Origin of the sequence: Modestobacter italicus, from assembly GCF_019799965.1 — a bacterium.
Classification (GTDB): Bacteria; Actinomycetota; Actinomycetes; order Mycobacteriales; family Geodermatophilaceae; genus Modestobacter; species Modestobacter italicus_A.
Genome location: NZ_JABGCJ010000001.1, coordinates 362,769 through 381,805 on the forward strand (window position 1 = coordinate 362,769; position 19,037 = coordinate 381,805).

At 75.7% G+C, this 19,037-nt stretch carries 17 protein-coding genes; 11 read left to right on the forward strand and 6 right to left on the reverse strand.

What is annotated here, in order from left to right; all coding sequences use genetic code 11:
• Positions 1 to 155 precede the first annotated feature (155 nt).
• From HLA93_RS01815 to HLA93_RS01825, 3 genes are all read right to left on the reverse strand, one after another.
• Positions 156 to 1,685 (reverse strand): alpha/beta hydrolase, encoded by a 1,530-nt coding sequence (locus HLA93_RS01815; RefSeq protein WP_222192497.1) that lies wholly within the window; start codon positions 1,683 to 1,685, stop codon positions 156 to 158.
• The gene (locus HLA93_RS01820) at positions 1,682 to 2,005 is read right to left on the reverse strand and encodes a hypothetical protein (protein ID WP_222192499.1); all 324 of its coding nucleotides are present in this window, start codon (positions 2,003 to 2,005) and stop codon (positions 1,682 to 1,684) included. Before HLA93_RS01820 ends, HLA93_RS01815 begins: the two co-directional genes overlap by 4 nt.
• Positions 2,006 to 2,143: 138 nt before the next feature.
• Positions 2,144 to 4,435, reverse strand: coding sequence for a sodium-translocating pyrophosphatase (locus HLA93_RS01825; protein ID WP_308127894.1), 2,292 nt, complete (start codon positions 4,433 to 4,435; stop codon positions 2,144 to 2,146).
• A gap of 165 nt (positions 4,436 to 4,600) precedes the next feature.
• Between HLA93_RS01825 and HLA93_RS01830 the strand changes: the two genes are divergently transcribed.
• The 11 genes from HLA93_RS01830 (at position 4,601) to HLA93_RS01880 (ending at position 16,497) form a co-directional block, all read left to right on the forward strand.
• Positions 4,601 to 7,189: a DEAD/DEAH box helicase gene (locus HLA93_RS01830; protein ID WP_308127895.1), complete on the forward strand. Its 2,589-nt coding sequence runs from the start codon at positions 4,601 to 4,603 to the stop codon at positions 7,187 to 7,189.
• A gap of 150 nt (positions 7,190 to 7,339) precedes the next feature.
• Positions 7,340 to 7,573 carry a hypothetical protein gene (locus tag HLA93_RS01835; protein ID WP_222192501.1) on the forward strand — a complete coding sequence of 78 codons (234 nt, stop codon included), beginning with the start codon at positions 7,340 to 7,342 and terminating at the stop codon, positions 7,571 to 7,573.
• Between the two features lie 146 nt (positions 7,574 to 7,719).
• On the forward strand, positions 7,720 to 7,905 hold the full coding sequence (locus HLA93_RS01840) for a hypothetical protein (RefSeq protein WP_222192502.1): 186 nt from the start codon (positions 7,720 to 7,722) through the stop codon (positions 7,903 to 7,905).
• A gap of 145 nt (positions 7,906 to 8,050) precedes the next feature.
• On the forward strand, positions 8,051 to 9,706 hold the full coding sequence (locus HLA93_RS01845; protein WP_222192505.1) for a DUF4135 domain-containing protein: 1,656 nt from the start codon (positions 8,051 to 8,053) through the stop codon (positions 9,704 to 9,706).
• Complete coding sequence (locus HLA93_RS01850; RefSeq protein WP_222192507.1) at positions 9,703 to 11,001, forward strand: sensor histidine kinase; 1,299 nt, start codon at positions 9,703 to 9,705, stop codon at positions 10,999 to 11,001. Before HLA93_RS01845 ends, HLA93_RS01850 begins: the two co-directional genes overlap by 4 nt.
• On the forward strand, positions 10,998 to 11,735 hold the full coding sequence (locus HLA93_RS01855) for a response regulator transcription factor (protein WP_308127896.1): 738 nt from the start codon (positions 10,998 to 11,000) through the stop codon (positions 11,733 to 11,735). The genes HLA93_RS01850 and HLA93_RS01855 overlap by 4 nt, the downstream gene beginning before the upstream one ends.
• 180 nt (positions 11,736 to 11,915) lie before the next feature.
• Positions 11,916 to 12,674, forward strand: coding sequence for a hypothetical protein (locus HLA93_RS01860; RefSeq protein WP_222192509.1), 759 nt, complete (start codon positions 11,916 to 11,918; stop codon positions 12,672 to 12,674).
• A 157-nt stretch (positions 12,675 to 12,831) separates the two neighbouring features.
• Positions 12,832 to 13,977, forward strand: a complete 1,146-nt coding sequence (lxmK, locus tag HLA93_RS01865) for a class V lanthionine synthetase subunit LxmK (protein WP_222192510.1) — start codon at positions 12,832 to 12,834, stop codon at positions 13,975 to 13,977.
• Positions 13,974 to 14,963 carry a T3SS effector HopA1 family protein gene (locus HLA93_RS01870; protein WP_222192511.1) on the forward strand — a complete coding sequence of 330 codons (990 nt, stop codon included), beginning with the start codon at positions 13,974 to 13,976 and terminating at the stop codon, positions 14,961 to 14,963. The genes lxmK and HLA93_RS01870 overlap by 4 nt, the downstream gene beginning before the upstream one ends.
• Positions 14,960 to 15,733, forward strand: coding sequence for a class I SAM-dependent methyltransferase (locus HLA93_RS01875; protein ID WP_222192513.1), 774 nt, complete (start codon positions 14,960 to 14,962; stop codon positions 15,731 to 15,733). Before HLA93_RS01870 ends, HLA93_RS01875 begins: the two co-directional genes overlap by 4 nt.
• An 11-nt stretch (positions 15,734 to 15,744) precedes the next feature.
• The gene (locus tag HLA93_RS01880) at positions 15,745 to 16,497 is read left to right on the forward strand and encodes a response regulator transcription factor (protein WP_308127897.1); all 753 of its coding nucleotides are present in this window, start codon (positions 15,745 to 15,747) and stop codon (positions 16,495 to 16,497) included.
• Positions 16,498 to 16,534: 37 nt separating this feature from the next.
• On the opposite strand, the gene HLA93_RS01885 is transcribed toward HLA93_RS01880, so the two are convergent.
• Genes HLA93_RS01885 through HLA93_RS01895 form a run of 3 tightly spaced genes read right to left on the reverse strand, consistent with a single transcriptional unit; the run spans position 16,535 to position 19,037 of the window.
• On the reverse strand, positions 16,535 to 17,437 hold the full coding sequence (locus HLA93_RS01885) for a hypothetical protein (RefSeq protein WP_222192514.1): 903 nt from the start codon (positions 17,435 to 17,437) through the stop codon (positions 16,535 to 16,537).
• Between the two features lie 2 nt (positions 17,438 to 17,439).
• Entirely contained in the window at positions 17,440 to 18,060 is a 621-nt protein-coding gene (locus tag HLA93_RS01890) for a flavoprotein (RefSeq protein WP_222192515.1), read from the reverse strand.
• Positions 18,057 to 19,037 (reverse strand): LLM class flavin-dependent oxidoreductase, encoded by a 981-nt coding sequence (locus tag HLA93_RS01895; RefSeq protein ID WP_222192516.1) that lies wholly within the window; start codon positions 19,035 to 19,037, stop codon positions 18,057 to 18,059. The genes HLA93_RS01890 and HLA93_RS01895 overlap by 4 nt, the downstream gene beginning before the upstream one ends.

The following is a 19,037-nucleotide window of genomic DNA, read 5'->3' on the forward strand; positions in this document are numbered from 1 at the left end:
CCGGACGCACACGGGGCAGTGTGAGCTGCACCCGTTCGGCGAGGCCACGGTAGGCCACCGCGCGGCGGGGAGGCCGGGCGGCGAGTCAGCACGGGCGCGCCGTCCTGACTCCAACGGATGAGGACGACGCCGGTTCCCGGCGGCGTCGTCGCAGGTCATCGGGGCGCCCGGGTGCCCGCGACGACCTCGCCCACTGCCGCCAGGGTGGGCCGGTCCCGGTCGTAGTAGTCGGTGTGCCCCTGGGTGAGCTCGGTCGGCAGCGGGACGTCGCCGAAGCCGGGGCTGTGCGGACTGGAGCCGTGGAACCCGCTCGTGGAGATCGGGTCGGCGACCGACCAGGCGCCGTGGACCTCCGCTGCCTCCAGCCGGTCTGCTCCCCCCACGCTGGTGCCCGGGCTGCCGAGCAGCACGACGGCGTCGGCGGCCAGACGCCCCGGAGCGCGGGCGGCCTGCCCGGTGACGACCGTGCCGTAGCTGTGCCCGACGACCGTCACCCGGGGCCTGGGCGGCGCGCCCGGGGCCGTCCGTGCACCGGCGAGCCCGTCGAGCACGCGGTCGAGCGCCGGACCGCCGGTGCGGGCGGCCCTGAGCTCGACCGCCTCCCGCGTGATCGGGGTGCGGTAGCCCAGCCACGCCACGGTCGCCACGGCCAGGCCCGGTGCGGCGGCGACCGCGGCCGCGGCGACGTCGGCCGCGTCACCGAGCATCCCTCGCAGGTCCGAGGCGGCTGTGGTGTTGATCCCGGGGACCAGCACGCCCACGGCCTCGGCGGTGTCCAGGTCGCCCCGGCTGATCGCCACCAGACCCTCCGCCGGGTCGAACTGCAGCAACTGCGTCACCTCCCCGGCGTCGGTCACCTCCTCCAGCGCGGACTGGACGGCCCGGGCGATGTCGTGACCGGCCGAACCGGGTGGCAGGTGGCGCAGCGCCGCGGCCAGCTCGAGGCGGTTGGCCCGGTCCCGAGCCCACGCCGGCAGCCCGTCCAGCGCACCGACCGCACCCGGCCACCTGTCGATCGCCTGCAACTGCTGCCCCGCCGCCAGCCCGACCCACCAGTCGGCCACGGCCCCCGGCTCCCGGCCCGAGGGCAGCGACAGGACCGGCTCCGGCAGGCGGGCCACCAGGCCGGCCAGGTCGACCGGGCCGGCGCCCGGCACCCCCAGCCCGGCGAGCGGTCCCGCCGCCGCGACCGCGTGCGCCGCGGCTCGCCCACCGGCGGCCAGCGCATCGGCCGCGATCGCCCCGGCCGCCGCGGCCGCGGTGCGTGCGGCGGTGACGTCGGCGACCTGGTCGGCGGCCATCACCGGCAGCGGCGCGGCGGGCACCCCGACCGCCGTCCCCTGCCCGTCCAGCCGCAGGCCGGCGGAGCCGGCGACGGCCTGCGCCGTCGCGGCCCGTTCAGCCGCCTCGGCGGCCGCGGCGACCAGCCCGTCCAGGTCGGCCGCCGAGGCGGCCAGTGCACCCGACACCCCGGAGGCGACCGTGGAGAGCTCGACGAGGGCGGCCGCGGCCACCGTCCCGGCCGGACCCGACCAGCACTCCGCGGCACCGAGCTCCCGGCCCAGCGCGTCCAGCCGGGCCCGCCACGGCAGCAGCCGGTCGGCCACCACGCCCAGCGTGCCGACGCACCCACGCAGCTGCGGGACGTCCCAGCCGGCGAGCTCGGTGAGCGTCGTGCCGGTCACCGGGGCACCGGCACGGACCCGATCCGCCCCGGGCCGAGCTGCCCGGCGATCCCGGCGTCGGCGCGGCGATAGGCCTCCAGTGCGCCGTCCAGGGTGGCGGCGACCGCGAGGGTGCGGGCCGCCAGGGCGGTGAGCAGCTCCGCCCAGCCGGCGCCGACCTCCGCGGCACCGGCGCCGACCGGCCCGGCCAGGGCGGTGCCCAGGGAGCGGCCCGTCGCCGCGGTCAGCTGCCCCTCCTCCCCCAGCTCAGCACCCAGCGCGGTGAGCTCCGCCAGCAACGTGCCGAGGGCGTCGAGTTGGACGGAGATCAGGTGGGACACGGAGGCCTCCCGGCGCGACGGCGGCCCCGGGGAGGGACCGATGCGGCGGACGCTAGGGAGCCCGGCGGCCGGTCCGGGCCCCGTCGTCCACACCGGGTCCTGGTGTCCACAACCGGGCGCCATCGCCGCGCCTGACGGTCAGGGGGCGCTGGTGGTCAGCGCCCCGGTGGTGGCGTCGGTCTCCCCGCCGACCACGATCGAGCGGCGCTTGCTCACCACGACCGCGACCACGATCACCAGGGTCGCGACCACCGCGATGCCCACCCGCACCGGCGTGTTGGCGTCGGCCCCGACGGAGAGCGAGACGACCGCCGGGGCGATCAGCAGCGCCACCAGGTTCATCACCTTGATCAGCGGGTTGATCGCCGGGCCCGCGGTGTCCTTGAACGGGTCGCCGACGGTGTCGCCGATGACGGTCGCCGCGTGCGCCTCGCTGCCCTTCCCGCCGTAGGCGCCGTCCTCCACCATCTTCTTGGCGTTGTCCCAGGCGCCGCCGGAGTTGGAGAGGAAGACCGCCATCAGGGTGCCGGTGGCGATCGCGCCGACCAGGTAGGCCGCCAGCGGCCCGAAGCCCAGGCCGAAGCCCACCGCGACCGGCGCCAGCACCGCCAGCAGGCCGGGCGTGGCCAGCTCGCGCAGCGAGTCCTTGGTGCAGATGTCGACGACGGCGCCGTAGTCCGGCCGCTCGGTGCGGTCCATGATCCCGGGGTGCTCGCGGAACTGCTTGCGCACCTCGAACACCACCCGGCCGGCGGCGCGGGAGACCGCGCTGATCGCCAGGCCGGAGAAGAAGAAGACGACGGCGGCACCGATCACCGCGCCCACCACGTTGTTCGGTGACACCAGGGTGAAGGCGTCCCCGAGGACCGAGCCGGCGTCGTCCAGGGCCAGCAGGATGCTGGCGTTGTAGGAGCCGAACAGCGCGGTGGCCGCCAGCACCGCGGTGGCGATGGCGATGCCCTTGGTGATCGCCTTGGTGGTGTTGCCGACCGCGTCGAGGTCGGTGAGCACCTGGGCGCCCTCCTCGTCGATCTCCCCGGACATCTCCGCGATGCCCTGGGCGTTGTCGCTCACCGGGCCGAAGGTGTCCATCGCGACGATGACCCCGGCCGTGGTGAGCAGCCCGCAGCCGGCCAGCGCGACGGCGTACAGCGCGGCGGCCCCGCCGATCAGGAAGGCGCCGTAGACCGCCGCCCCGATCAGCAGCGCGGCGTAGACGGCCGACTCCAGGCCCAGCGAGACGCCGGACAGGATCACCGTCGCCGGGCCGGTCAGCGAGCTGCGGCCGACGTCCTTGACCGGCCGGCGGGCGGTCTCGGTGAAGTAGCCGGTGAGCTGCTGGATGGCGGCGGCCAGCACGATGCCCACCAGCACGGAGACGAAGCCGAGCACCTGCGGGCTGACCGAGACGTCCAGGCCGTCGGAGATGGTGGGCAGCACGGTGAAGGACGCGGCCGCGACCAGCACCAGGGAGACCGCCGCGGAGGCGAAGAACCCGCGGTTGATCGGGGACATCCAGTTGCGGTCGTGGGCACCGGGGTTGCTGGCCAGGATGCCGACCACCGAGGCGATCACCCCGACCGCCGCGACGACCAGCGGGAACACCATGCCCACGGCACCGAAGAACACCTGGCCGAGGATCAGCGCGGCGACCAGCGTCACGGCGTAGGACTCGAACAGGTCCGCGGCCATGCCGGCACAGTCACCGACGTTGTCGCCCACGTTGTCCGCGATGGTGGCGGCGTTGCGCGGGTCGTCCTCGGGGATGCCCGCCTCGACCTTGCCGACCAGGTCGGCGCCGACGTCGGCGGCCTTGGTGAAGATGCCGCCACCGACCCGCATGAACATCGCCAGCAACGCGCCACCGAAGCCGAACCCCTCCAGCACGACCGGCGCGGTCTCCTGGAACAGCAGCGTCGCCAGCGTCGCGCCGAACAGGCCCAGACCGACGGTGATCATCCCGACCACCCCACCGGTGCGGAAGGCGATCCGGAAGGCGGGGCGGTGCCCGCCGGCCGCGGCGGCCGCGGCGACCCGGACGTTGCCGCGGGTGGCCAGGGTCATCCCGATGAAGCCGACGCTGGCCGAGAAGGCGGCGCCCACCAGGAAGAAGGCGGCCCGCCCCAGCCGGGTGCCCAGGCCGCCGTCGGAGACCGGCAGCAGGAGCAGCAGCACGAAGACGATCACCGCGAAGACGGCGAGGGTGCGGAACTGCCGTTGCAGGTAGGCGACGGCACCTTCCTGGACCGCCCTCGCTATCTCCTGCATGGAGGCGGTGCCCTGGTCGGCCGCGAGCACGGCGCGGACCAGCCAGGCGGCGAAGCCCAGGGCGGCGAGGGAGATGAGGAGGGCGATCGCCACGAGGGCGAGGTCTCCTCCGGACAGGTCGGTGTCGGGCATGTGGTCCTCCGCGGCGAGGTGGGCGCGCACCGGCCCGGCGTCCCCCCGTTCTCGCTCGGGGGAGGGCCCGGCGTGGCACGCACTGTGCCGCAGCCGACCGCGCACCGCCAGACCCCGATGTGATCCCGTTCACACGGACGGTCATCCGACCGGCCCCCGCGGCGGGCGGTTGCGCGGCGGTGTGACAGTGGGGTGGTGACGTCCCTGCGCTCCGCGCGGCTCCCCGGCGACGCCCCCACGGCGGCCGGGCCCGACCCCGAGGAGGACCGGCCGGTGGCCGCGCCGCCCGGCACCGAGCTGCTCGCCGCGTTGCTCGCCGACACCGAGGACGACGACGACCCGGTGACCCACGTGCACCGGCTGCCGGTCCGGGAGAGCCGGACGGCGCCGTGGCCGGAGTGGGTGGCCGCCCCGCTGCGCGAGCGGCTGGCCGAACGGGGCGTGCTGGCGCCGTTCAGCCACCAGGTGGCCGCCGCCGAGCTGGCCCACGCGGGCAACCACGTCGTCGTCGCCACCGGGACGGCGTCGGGCAAGTCGCTGGCCTACCAACTGCCCGCGCTCACCGCGCTGGCCGAGGACCCCCGGGCCTGCGTGCTCTACCTCGCCCCCACCAAGGCCCTGGCCCGCGACCAGCTGGCCTCGGTGGCCGCGCTGGCCGACCCCTCGGTGCGGCCGGCCGCCTACGACGGGGACACCCCGGGCGAGGAGCGGGAGTGGGTGCGGCGGCACTCGCGGTGGATCGTCACCAACCCGGACATGCTGCACCGCGGGATCCTGCCGGCCCACCAGAAGTGGTCCAGCACGCTGCGCCGGGTCGCCTACGTGGTGGTCGACGAGTGCCACGCCTACCGCGGGGTGTTCGGCTCGCACGTCGGCCACGTGCTGCGCCGGCTGCGCCGGGTCTGCCGGCGCTACGGCGCCGAACCGGTCTTCGTGCTCGCCTCGGCCACCGTCGCCGATCCCGCCGCGGCCGCGAGCCGGCTGGTCGGCGCCCCGGTGACCGCGGTGACCGAGGACGGCTCGCCGCGGCCGGGCGCGACCTTCGCCCTGTGGGAGCCGCCGCTGACGGAGCGGACCGGCGAGCACGGGGCGCCGCTGCGGCGCTCGGCCGCCGCGGACGCCGCGGGGCTGCTGGCCGACCTGGTCGAGCAGGGCGCCCGCACGCTGGCCTTCGTCCGGTCCCGCCGGTCGGCGGAGTCGGTGGCCGAGCAGGCCCGGGCGCTCCTCCGCTCGCGCGGCCGGGCCGACCTCGTGCGGAAGGTGGACTCCTACCGGGGCGGCTACCTGCCCGAGGAGCGCCGGGAGCTGGAGCGGGCACTGTCGGTCGGCGACCTGCTGGGCGTGGCCACCACCAACGCCCTGGAGCTCGGCATCGACATCGCCGGGCTGGACGCCGTGGTGCTCGCCGGCTACCCCGGCACGCTGGCCTCGATGTGGCAGCAGGCGGGCCGGGCCGGCCGGGCGCAGCGGGAGTCGCTGGTGGTGTTCGTGGCCCGCGACGACCCGCTGGACCACTACCTCGCCCACCACCCGCAGGCGGTGTTCGGCCGGCCGGTCGAGGCGACCGTCACCGACCCGGCCAACCCCTACGTGCTCGGCCCCCAGCTGTGCTGCGCGGCGGCCGAGCTGCCGCTGCGCGCCGACGAGCTGGCGGACTTCGGCGGCGAGGTGGCCGAGGCGCAGGTGGCCGAACTGGTCGCCGAGGGGCTGCTCCGCGCCCGCCCGACCGGCTGGTACTGGGCCGGCCGGGGGCGGCCGGACGTCGACATCCGGGGCAGCGGCGAGGCTCCGGTCTCGATCATCGAGGGCGCGACCGGGCGGCTGCTGGGCACGGTCGACGGCGACGCCTCGCACGCCACCGTGCACACCGGCGCGCTGTACGTGCACCGCGGCGAGAGCTACGTGGTGGACGAGTTCGACGTCGAGGACTCCTGTGCCGTGGTGCACCCGGAGAGCCCCGAGTGGACGACGGTGGCCCGGGACCTGGTCGACCTGTCCATCGTCTCCATCGACCGCACCCGGGCACTGGGGGCGGTCACCGCGCACACCGGCGTCGTCGACGTGACCAACCAGGTGGTCGCCTACCAGCGGCGCCGGCTGGGCACCGGCGAGGTCCTCGCGGAGTTCCCGCTGGACCTCCCCGCCCGGCAGCTGCGCACCCGCGCGGTCTGGCTGACGCTGGACGAACGGGCCGTGGCCCGCGCAGACGTGGACGACGCTGCTCTCCCCGGGTCGCTGCACGCCGCCGAGCACGCCTCCATCGGCATCCTCCCGCTGCTGGCCACCTGCGACCGGTGGGACCTCGGCGGCGTCTCCACCGCCCTGCACCCGGACACCGGCGCGGCCACGATCGTCGTCTACGACGGGCACCCGGGCGGTGCCGGTTTCGCCGAACGCGGCTACGCGGTGCTGCGGGAGTGGCTGCAGGCGACCCGGGCCACCGTGGCCAGCTGCGAGTGCGAGTCGGGCTGCCCGTCGTGCGTGCAGTCGCCCAAGTGCGGCAACGGCAACGAGCCGCTGGACAAGGCCGGCGCGGTCCGGGTGCTCGACGTCGTCCTGGACGAGCTGGCCTCCACCGGAGAGGCACCCGGCACCGGGTCGCCCGGCGAGGGGGTGCCCGAGGCGGCGCCCGAGGCCGCCCGGACGCGGGACGCCACCCCGCCGGTGCACACCCGGGCAGCTCGCCGCCGGACGCCGCGTGCGCAGTCGCCCGCGGCCTCCGCGGCCGGGCCCGGGGCCGGCCGTCCCGAGGCCGAGGCGGCGGTCGACGACCTGGTCTTCTGACCCGGTCCGGCGGCGGAGGACCGCTCCGCGGTCCGCTCTCCCCCGTGCGGAGGGGGCCGGAGCTCCGTCGTACGGCCGATGTGCCCGGCTGTCCCGCTGCCTAGCGTCGACGGTGACCGAGAGCTCCCGCCCACCACCCAGGAGGCAGCGATGGCCCCGTCGAGCAGTTCCCCGGGCAACAGGCGCCCGGCACGTCCGCGCAGCAAGACCTTCGACATGATGAAGCTGGCGATCTGCGTCGGCATCGGTGCCGCGCTGGGGGTCGTGTTCAGCGACACCGACCCGCTCGGCGTGCCCAGCCTGGCCATCGGGCCGGCACTGGGCGTCGTGGTCGCGCACCTGTGGAGCAAGCCCGAGCGCGAGGCCGCGTCACGGGGCACCTGAGCCGGGCGGCGCCGGGGCGTCTCCCTCGCGAGGAGGAGATGATCCGGCACAGGTTCAGCCGTAAGGCCGAGGCGACCGCCACCGCCCCCCGTTAGCGTCGTGGCCGAGACAGCGCACCAGCCGATCAACCCTCCGGGAGACAGCAGATGACCGCAGTCCTCACCCAGCCCACCGCTCCGGACGCCGACCTCGACGTGGCCGGCGAGCTGGAGCTCGAGCTCGCCGAGCAGCGCGTCGGCCAGGACGTCGCCGTGCTCACCGGGATGCCGGGGATCTCCACCCTCCACTGCGTCACCTCGCGGCTGGCCCCGCACCAGCTGCCGACGCTCTGAGGACCGCCGCCCCTCTCCCTTCCCGAGACCACCACGGCCCAGCCGTGGTGGTCTCGGCCCTTGCGAGGACGGTGTCATCACGGACTGGACGACGGTCTTCCCCGAGGTCGCCGACCCCGCAGAGCTGACCGACCTGCTGAGCCGGGTGGACGCGATCGAGCTGGACCCGCTCCCCGCCCCGCCCCACCCCGGTTCGGTCTCCTCGCCGGCCGCGGCGCCGGTCCCCGCTGCCCTGTTCGGCGAGGTGATGACCGGCCTGGTCGCCGACCAGCTGCAGGACACCGCCGGCCGGCTGCGCCCCCTGCGCCTGCTCGCCGACCCCGACGCCGTGGTGCAGACCGTGACCGCCCACGCCGTGCACCTGGCCAGCACCCTGGCCGCCCGCTCCGTGCTCCGCCGCCTCGACCACCGCCGCCGGGCGGGGAGCCTGACCGGGAGCACGGCCGAGGAGCGCCACGCGTCGTTCGTCGCCGAGCTCGCGTCACCGGCGGGCCTGGCCGGGCTGGTCGCCGAGCAGCCGGACCTGGTCGCCTGGGTCCGGGCCGTCGTGGGCCTGCGGCTGGACGCGGTGGCCGACCTGCTGACGGCCACGGACCGGCACTGGCCCACGGTGGCGGCCACGGTGGCCGGTGTCCACCCCGGCGACCGGGTCGCCGGGGTGGACCTCGGTGCCGGTGACACCCACGGCCGGGGCCGCAGCGTCGCCGTCCTGCGGCTGGACTCCGGCGGCGCCGTGGTCGTCAAGCCCCGCCACCTGGGCGTCGAGCAGGCCTTCGGCACGGTCGCGTCCTGGCTGGGCGAGCAGGTCGGCGTGGAGCTGCCGCGCCTGACCGGCTGGTCGGCGGACGGCCACGGGTGGGTGGAGCACGTCGGGCCGGGCACCGCCCCGCCGGCGCCGACGTACCTGCGGGCCACCGGTGTCCTGCTGGCGGCGCTGCACCTGCTCGACGCCACCGACGTGCACTACGAGAACCTGCTCGTCGACCGCGCGGGCCTGCCCGTCGTGGTGGACGCCGAGACGCTGCTGACCCCGCGGCTGGAGGGCACCGACCGGCCGGACGACGGCCTGCTCGGGGTGGTGGCCACCGGCATGCTGTCGCTGCGCCGGGAGCAGGCCGGCCCGGGTGACGGTGAGCTGGACCCGGGGGCGCTCGGTTACACCCCCGGCGCGGTCTCCCCCTTCCGCAGCTGGCAGGTCGTGCGCCCCGGCCGGGACGACATGCGGCTGGAGATGGCGCCGGTCCGGGTCGACCACCCGGGCCCGGCGGCAGCCGCGCGGCACCGCACCGCCGCCGACCGGGACGAGCTGGAACGCGGGTTCTCCGACGTGCTCGGCTGGGTGCTGGCGCACCGGGAGCGGACCATCGGGCGGATCGACACGGCCATGCCCGACGACCCCGCCGCCTCGGTGCGCTACATCCACCGTCCGACGATGCTCTACGCGCAGGTGCTCCGGATGGCCACGCACCCGACGTTCGTCACCCGCGCCGACCGGCGGCGCGCCCTGGGCCGACTCGCCGTGCTCGGTCCCGCCACACCGTGGCCCCTGCTCGCCTCCGAGATCCGCCAGCTGGATCTGGGTGACCTCCCGAGTTTCCGGGTGCCGCTGCGCGGTACTAGCGTCCTCGACGGGCTCGGCGACGAGACGGGAGCACGGTGCCGCCAGGCCCCGCTGGCGCGTTGCCTCGATGCCGTGCGCCGGCTCACCGACTCAGACGCGAGGAGGGAAGCCGCAGCCGTGCACACCAGTCTCGCCGCCTGGGACACCGTTCCCGACGGTGACGCCGGACCTCGCGCATGACCTCGCGGCTCCTCACTGCGTTCGGGGCGCACGAGGGGTGGGAACGCCCTCTCCACCGGGCGCGTGCGCTGCGGGTCGACCTGGTGGTCGCCGTCGTCTTCGGCGCCTGCGCGGTGCTCTCCCTGGACACCGCCCGCAGCCTGGGCTCGCTGGCCCAGGTGGGGACCAGCCGGCCGTGGCAGTACCTGTGGCTGGTCGTGCCGGCCCTGACCCTGGCAGTGCGCCGGGTGCTCCCGTTGCTCGTGCTCGTCGTGGCCACCGCGCACCTGGTGGTGACCGCGGTCGTCGAGCCCGCGCTCTCCCCGGTCTTCTTCGTCCAGATCTACTACTTCTTCGCGTTGTTCAACGCGATCTCCTGGTCCCGGCACCGACGTGCCGCGCTGGCCATGACGGTCGGGTTCGGGCTGGTCGCCGTGGCGTGGGTGCTGGCCGACTTCGTGGTGCGCGACAGCCTGGCGCCGCTGGAGGGGCTGCCGGAGCTGGGCCCCTTCTCCCCCACCACCGCGGCCGTGCTGCAGGTGCTCCTGTCGACGCTGGTCTTCTACCTCAGCGCGACCGTCGGCGGCGTGCTGACCTGGTGGAGCGCCCGCCGGGAGGCGCAGGCGCGGGAGCAGGCGGTGCTCATCGCCCAGCAGTCCGCGCAGCTGAGCGAGCGCGCGGTGAGCGAGGAGCGGTTGCGCATCGCCCGCGAGCTGCACGACGTGGTGGGCCACCACATCGCGGTCATCGGGATCCAGACCGGAGCCGCCCGCCGGGTGCTGACCAGCACGCCGGACCAGGCCACCGAGGCGATGCTCCAGGTCGAGCGATCGGCACGGTCGGCCACCCACGACCTGCGGCTGCTGCTCAGCGCGCTGCGGGTGCGCAACGACGAGGCGCCCGGGGTGTCCCCGCTGCACGGCGCCCAGGCCATGGACGCGCTGGTGGAGTCGTTCACCGCGCTGGGGCTGCGGGTCGACCTGCACCGCTGCGGGGACCTCGACGCCGTCCCGACCACCGTGGGGCTGGCGCTGCACCGGATCCTGCAGGAGTCGCTGACGAACGTGCGGCGGCACTCCACCGCCGACCAGGTGCACGTCCGGCTCGAGACCGGTGACCGGGAGGGGCCGCGCACCGTGCGGCTGACCGTGACCGACAACGGCCGCCCCCGGGGCGGCACGTCGGGCAGCCGGGTGGGCCTGCTCGGGATGCGCGAGCGCGTCGAGCTGCACGGCGGCACCCTGAGGACCGGCACGACCGAGGAGGGCGGCTTCCAGGTCGCCGTCTGCCTGAGCTGGACGGAGGAACGCGCGTGAGCGACGTCCCGCAGGGCCCGGCCACCGGGTCCGGACCGGTGCGGGTGCTGCTCGTGGACGACCAGAAGCTGGTCCGGGCCGGGTTCACGATGATCTTCGGCGCCGAGGCGGACCTGGAGGTCGTCGGCGAGGCGTGCAACGGGGTCGAGGCCATCGAGGTCGCCCGCCGGACGAGGCCGGACGTGATCCTCATGGACGTGCAGATGCCGGTCATGGACGGCATCGAGGCGACCCGCCGCATCACCGCCGAGATGGACGCCACGATCCTGATGCTGACGACCTTCGACGACGAGGAGAGCGTCCTGTCGAGCCTGCAGGCCGGCGCGTCCGGGTTCCTGCTGAAGAACACCGACCCGGCACAGCTGGTGCACGCCGTCCTCGCCGCGGCACAGGGGCACGCGCTGCTCGCCCCCGAGGTGACCCGCCAGGTCATCCACCGCAGCGTCGGCCCCGAGGCCACGCCTCCTGCCGTCTCCGCCGACACCCAGCGCGCCGTGGCGAGCATGACCGAGCGGGAACGGGAGGTGCTCGGGCTGGTGGCCCGCGGCATGTCCAACGCGGAGATCGCCGCGCACCTGGTCGTCGGCGAGGCCACGGTGAAGACCCACGTCTCCAGCTGCCTGCACAAGCTGCAGCTCCGCGACCGGGTCAAGCTGGTGGTCTTCGCCTTCGAGTCCGGGCTGGTGGACCAGCCGCCGGCCACCCGGGCCGGGGAGCACCCGACCGGGCCCTGAGCCCTCTGCGTCCCCCGCACGACCGATCCCGCAGGATCGGTCGCACGACCCTCCCCGGACGACGCCCGGGCCTCCTACCGTGCCTGTGTGCCCGCCGGGCGAGCCCCGACGACCGGGAGGAGCGGCCCCACGCCGACGACCATGGACAGCAACCCACCCCCTCGACGGGCAGACCCGTCGATGTGCCGCCCGCCGGTGGTCGTCCTGACCACCCGGGAGCAGGCCCCCGCGGGCAGCCTCGGGCTGGCGGACACCCTGTGGCCGCGGCCGGGCGAACGGTGGGCACAGCGGTACGGGCTGGAACGGCTGCGGCTGCTCGGCGACTGGGTGCGCCGGCTCCACCGCGGCGACGCCGTCCCCCCGCGCGCGCAGCAGTCCGCCGACGGCGCCCCGGTGGGGGCGGTCGACGCCCTGCGCGAGCGCCTCGCCGCCGGTCCGCCGCCCCCACCCGCGACCGGTTGGCCGCCGCTGCCGCGGGCGCACTGGACCTCGCTGCGCCAGTGGGCCGAGCTGCTCACCGCCCCGCCCGGCACCCCCGGTCCGACGACGCACGGCCGACTGGGGCTCGACCACGTCGGCTGGGTGACCGCCCCACCCGGCGACCTCGTCGTCCTCGCCCCCGGCGGGCTGGCTGCCACCCACCCGGCGGTCGACGTGGGCTGGGTGACCGGCGACCTGATCGAGCTGGTGCACCGGGCCCGCGCCCACGGCCGGGACCCCGCGCCGTTCGAGCGCCTGCTGGCCGCCTTCCTCAGCGGTTACCGCGGCCTGATCGGTGAGCCCGCCGTCGCCGGCGACGGGCTGGACACCTACCGGGCCGCCGCGCTGCGGGTCCTCTCGCGGGTGACCGACGAGGTGGCCCCCGAGGACGCCGCACTGGACCTCCGTCTGGCCCAGCACCTGGTCGAGCAGTGCTGGGCGGCCGGCGCCCGCCGCTAGACGCCCCTCCCCCGCGAGGAGGAGAGCCTCCGTGGGCCGGCTCACACGCGCGACCGAGACGGCACCGGGCGGATCTCATCCGGCTGACCGATGTGACCCGGCCGCCGCCGGGACGAGGGTGATGGGCATCCACACGCGAGAGAGCCGAGGACGTGAGATGCGCATCGACCCCCGGATCGACGACTTCCTGGAGGCGCACGGCCTGGGCCGCGTGCGGCCCGAGACCACCAAGGAGCAGAACGGGCGCAACGCGAACTTCCTGGTGGTCACCACCACCGGGCGGCCGCTGTTCGTGAAGCGGATCCGGATGGGCAGCACCGACGCCGCCGAGCGGTTCAGCGCCTGCGTCGCCTTCGAGACCCTGCGCCAGGACGACCCCGCCATCCGCGCCGCGCTGGGCACCGCACCCCTGGTCGCCACGGACGCCGAACGGGGGTTCCTGGCCTACGAGGCCGTCACCGGCGCGGCCAGCCTGGCGGAGATCGCCCGGGAGCACAGCCGGGACGGCGGTGCGCGGGACCAGGCCGTCGCCCACCACGCCCCCGCGCTCGGCCGGATCATGGCCGCCGTCCACGCCCTCGACGTCGACCGGGTCCCCGAGCGGGAGGCCCAGCCGCACATGCCGCCCGTCGCGTTCCTCGACGCCCTGCCCTGGCAGCTCTACGCCAACGCCTCCGCACCGGTGCTGCAGGTCTGGCACCGCCTGCAGCGCGACCCGGCGGTGACCGAGGCCCTGCACACCCTGCGGGCCGAGGAGGCCGCGGCTGCCCCGACGGCGATCCACGGCGACGTCCGCCTCGACCAGTTCCTGGTCGGCCGGGACGACGTCCTGCGGCTGATCGACGTCGAGGAGTTCCGCCGCGGCGACGTGGCCCGCGACCTGGGCGCGATGGTCGGCGAGTGGCTGCACCGCGCCACCCTCGACATCGTCGCCGACCACGTGCCCACCCCGGCCGGCGCAGCGGTGGCCGACCTGGAGCTGAGCCACGAGGACGTGCTGGCCGCCGGCGCCGCCGCACTCGACCGCCGGCGGCCGGTGATCACGGCCTTCTGGGACTCCTACCGAGCCGCCGGCGGCGGCAGCGACGACCCGGGCTTCGTCGACCGGGTCACCCGCTTCGCCGGCTGGCACCTGTTCGACCGGCTGATCGCGGTGGCCGAGTACACCTCGCGGATCTCCGCCGTCCACTGGGCTGCGGCCGGCATCGGCCGCCAGGCCCTGCTGCACCCCCGCGCCGCTGCGCCCGCGCTGGGCCTGCCCGCCCTCGCCCCGACCGCCCAGTTGGAGGAGCTCGCCGCATGACCACCGTCACCGTCGCGCGCCCCGCCGCGACCACCGTCCCCTCGTCCCTGACCGGCGTCCTGGCGGCGCTCGACGCGGTGCGCGTCGACGCGTCGACCTGGACGGCGCGGGTCGGCCGCCGCGAGCTGTCCGGCGGCAGCCCGGCCGACCTGCGACCGCAGCTGGTCGGCGCCATGTACGAGGTGCTGCACGCCGGCCGCGCCGAGGAGAAGGACCTCGGTCGGATCGTCCGCGAGGGCGACGTCGAGCAGGTGCTCGCCGCGAGCCTGCCGCACGACACCGCGCCACGCCGCGCCCGCCTGCTGCGCCGGGAGGACGACGGCGGCGCGGTCGTCGACCTGGGCGACGTCCGGGTGCGGCTGCCCGCCGAGCTGACGCCGGCCGGGGTCGCCGTCGACGAGGTCACCGAGCTCCGGTTGCCCGCTGCCCGGCCCGGGCTCTCCTACGGGTTCTTCCTCGTCGACGGTCCGCGGGGCGCGCAGCCACCCGGCGCCACACCGCTCCGCCGCCTGTACGTGCACGCGCAGGACCCGGAGTCCGCGGCCACCGCGTGGCGGCGGGCGCTGGAGGTGCTCAACGCCGCCGGTGTGCACTACCGCTCCAAGACGCTGTCGCACCGCGACGGCTACCCGCGTCGCGATGCCGTCGTGGTCTACCTGCCGGCCACCGAGGCGCACCTGGTGCAGGACGTGTCCGCGGCCGTCGCCGGCTGCCCGGGCCTCGGCGAGGACGTCTCGGCCTTCGCCCACCGCATCGCGCCCGGCATCGCCGTCGCCGACGAACCCCACGACCCGCGCCCGCAGTACCGCGGTCTCAGCTTCGGCGAGCACCGCTGCTCGCTCGCCGCCGCAGCGCTGATGCGCCACGCCGAGGACCCCACCGCCGACCTCGCCGAGCTGCTGGCGGAGGAGTGCCAGAAGGCGGCCGTCGACCCCGACGACCTCGCGTTCAACCAGACCCCGCACACGGAGAGGACCCCGGCATGACCACCACCCAGGACCGCACGGACGACCGACCCCAGGCGTTCGGGGAGAACACCTACGGCGACGGGCTCGCGGCCGTCTACGACTTCATGTACCCGACCACGCCCGACGCCCAGAGCGCCGGGGAGCACGTCGCCCGGCTGGCCGGTCCGGGCGGGACCGCGCTGGAGCTGGGCGTCGGCACCGGCCGGGTGGCGGCGTTCACCGCGGCCGCCGGGGTGCGGCTCACCGGCGTCGACGCCTCGCAGAAGATGCTGGACACCCTGCACGAACGGCACCCCGACAGCGGCATCCGCACCCTGCTGCTCGACTTCACCTCGCAGAGCACCGGGGAGACCTTCGACGTCGTGTACGTGCCGCTGTCCACGTTCTTCGTGGGCCGCACCCAGGAGGCGCAGCTGGCCACCATGCGGCTCATGCGCGAGCAGGTGGCCGACGGCGGGCACGTGGTCGTCGAGGCCTTCGAGCCGCGCGACTACCACGCCCTGTCGGAGGTGCGGACCGACACGCACCCGTTCCCGGACGGCTCGCTCATGATCGACACCACGGCGGTGGAGCGCAGCCTGCAGCTGATCGTCGTCAGCCACACCACCATCGACCGGGGCCGGCACGAGACGGTCAAGGAGGTGGTGCGCTACGCCTTCCCCGCCGAGCTGGACCTGATGGCGCGACTGGCCGGCCTGGAGCTGGTCGAGCGGTCGGAGGACTGGAACGGCACGCCGTTCAACGCGCACAGCATCCGGCACGTCTCCACCTACCGCGTCGCGGTGTGAGGAGGGACGACGTGCACTGCGCACACCCCAGCCACCGGGCCCGCCCCTGCGCGCACCAGGACCTGGACGCCGGGGCCGGGGCGGCCCCGGGTCCCGGGACGATCTCGGTCCTGCTCGCCGACGACCAGGACCTCGTCCGCAGCGGCGTCGCGATGATCGTCGAGCACGAGGCGGACCTCACCGTCGTCGGCCAGGTGCGCGACGGCGAGTCGGCCGTGGCCGCAGCCCTGGACCTGCGGCCGGACGTCGTCCTGATGGACATCTCGATGCCCGGCGCGCTCGACGGCATCGAGGCGACCCGCCGGATCGTGCAGCAGACGGAGTCGCGGGTCGTCATGCTCACCACCTTCGACGACGAGGACTCCGTGTTCCCCGCCCTGCAGGCCGGCGCCAGCGCCTACCTGCTCAAGGTCAGCGAGGGCGAGACGCTGGTCGACGCCGTGCGCACGGTGCACGCCGGGCGGGCCCTGATGTCGCCGGACGTGACCAGCACCGTGCTGCGCCACTTCAGCAACCGGACGACGGGCGGCACCTTCCAGCCCCGGCTGGTCGCGTCGCTGACCAGCCGGGAGCGCGACGTCCTCGGCCTGATCGCCCGCGGGCTGTCCAACGCGGAGATCGCCGCGGAGCTGTTCGTCAGCGAGTGCACCGCCAAGACCCACGTGTCGCACATCCTGACCAAGACGGGGCTGCGGGACCGGGTGCAGGCGGTGTCCCTGGCCTACGAGAGCGGGCTGGTGCGCCCGGGCGACATCGCCTCCTGACCTCCCCCGGCCGCGAGGACCGGCCCGCCCGCCCGGCTCACCACCGGGCGAGCAGCCGGTCCGGGTCCGCGGCCAGCAGCCCGACCCGCTGCAGGCGGGCCGGCAGGTCCTCGGCCCAGTCGACGTAGGCGACGTAGTCGTGCAGGTGCACGACCCAGCGCAGGACGGCGGCCCGCGACAGCCGACCCCGGTCCAGCGCGGCCCCCGGGCCCTGCCGGTCCGCGCCGCGGTGGCCCGCCAGTACCACCTCGGCCACCGGGTGGCCCTCCAGCGGCACCGGCGCAGCGGTGCGGTGCGGGTCGTTGGCCAGCTCCAGCAGCTCACCGAGCAGCCATCCCAGGTCCCACTCGGGTGCGGCGTCGGCGAGCTCGTCGGTGACCAGCACCGCGGTCCGGTCGCCGGCCGGGTCCGGGTAGAGCGTGTTCATGCCCGGGGCGCCCAGCGCCAGCCGGGCCGGCGCCGTCCGCAGGTCGTCGACCCAGTCGCGCAGGCGGGCGGTCAGCCCCGGCACGTCCGCCAGCAGCGCGTGCAGCCGCGCCGCGTCGCCCGGCCCCTGGCCGGTGTGCAGCCAGGCCTCCAGCCGCCGGAGACCGGAGGGCGCAGCACCGCTGGTCGCCGGCAGCGCGTGGACGGCGGCCAGCGCGGCCCCGACGGGCGCGACCATCCGGGCCACGGCGGGCAGTGGCATCCCGGCCAGCACCAGGGTCGCCACCGAGGCCTCCCCGGGCACCGCGTGCTCCAGCCCGTCACCGGCCGGGCGGCCGGGTGACCAGACGAGCCCGTCGACCGGCAGGCCGGCGACCCGGGCGGCGAGCTCGGCCGGCAGCTGGAGCTCGTGCTGCCGCAGCGGACCGGCCGCCCGGTGCAGCACGAACCCGGGTGCCGAGTCGGCACGCCGGGTCGTGGTGCGCAGGTGACCGGTCTCGGTGCTGCGGACCATCGTCACCGGCTCCGGCCCTCGGCCAGCACCGTCGCCAGGGCGGCCAGCGCGACCGGGAACTGCACCGGCGGCAGCCCCTCCTGGCGCCCGGTGGCCGCGCTCCGGCCCACCCCAGGGTCGAGCACGGTGACGTCCTCGCGCTCGTCCAGCAGCGCCCGGAGCCGGCGGTAGGCCGGGCTCTCCAGCGTGCCCGGCGGCAGAGCCGGGCAGAGCACGACCGGCCTGGTCGAGCACTGCAGGGCCAGCTGGCCGGGGGTGTCGGCCAGGCCGTTGGCCACCCGTCCCAGGTAGGAGAACGTGCACGGGTGCACCAGGAAGCCCTCGGCCCACTCGGCCAGCTCCACGTGGGCGGCGTGCCCGGCGCCGACGGCGTCCCAGGCGTCGATCTCCGCCTCCCTGCCCAGCAGCGCGCCGACCACGGCCGGGCTGACCATCCCGGTCGCGCTGCGGGTGAGCAGCACCCGCAGCTCCGGGGGGTGCGGGAGCTGCTCGACGAAGTTGAGCCAGTAGGGCAGGAAGGCGGCGCTCAGCGATCCGGTGACCACCAGCGCCACCCGGCGGCCACCCAGCCCGGCGAGGACGTCGGCGAACTCCTTGCCCGGGTCGGGGACGGCGCCGGTCACCGTTCCTCCAGTGCCTGGCTGATGTCGTGCAGGTCCTGCAGGGCCTCGACGGGCCCCCGGCTGAGGTGGACGCCCCCGACGTTCAGCAGGATCTCGTCGACGCCGGCCGCCAGGTAGGCGGACAGGGCGGTCGCTATCTCGGCCGGCGTGCCGTGCACGTAGAGCCCGCGCCGGACGATCTCGGCCGCGTTGTGGTCGCGGTCGCCGACCACGATGTCGTACCCCGCCCTGGTGAGCGCATCACCGTAGTGCGGGGCGGCCAGGTGGTTGCCCAGGCCGGCCAGGGCCAGTTGCACCGGGTCGCGGCCCGGCCGGTCGACGGCGACGTTCACGACGGTGGCCAGGCGCGGCGGGTCGTCCCGGTCCACCGCGCCCTTGGCCAGGGAGGGCAGCAGCTGCTCCGCGCAGTACTCCGGTGGGGTCAGCCAGGAGATGGCCACGTCGGCCAGCTCGCCGGCAAGCTCGGTCATCCGGGGCCGCAGCACCCCCAGCCCCAGCTCGACCGACTGCCCCAGGTCGGGGTTCAGCCGGGACCGCACGGAGAAGTAGTCGCCGTCGAGCTCGACGGCCTCGCCCCGCAGGAGGTCGCGCACGATGGTGGCGTACTCGCGCACGTAGGTCAGCGGGCTGGCCGGCCACGACCCGGTCATCGCCTCGTTGAACTGCCGCGACCCCAGGCCGAGCCCGGCGACGTACGTGGACCCGGAGAACACCGAGAGCTCGCGTGCGTGCAGCGCGGCGAGCACCGGGTGCCGGAACGGCATCAGGGTCACCGCCGTGCCCAGTGGTGTGGTGCTGCCCTGGGCGAGCAGCCGGGAGAAGGTGGTGTGCGGCTCGAACACCATCGTCTGGCCGCAGTACAGCCGGCGCATGCCGGCCAGCTCGACGAAGGAGGCGAAGGTCTTCAGCTCCACCGGGTCCACGGGCGAGCTGGGGTACATCACCGAGCAGTCGGAGCGGTGCACGGGACGGGTCAT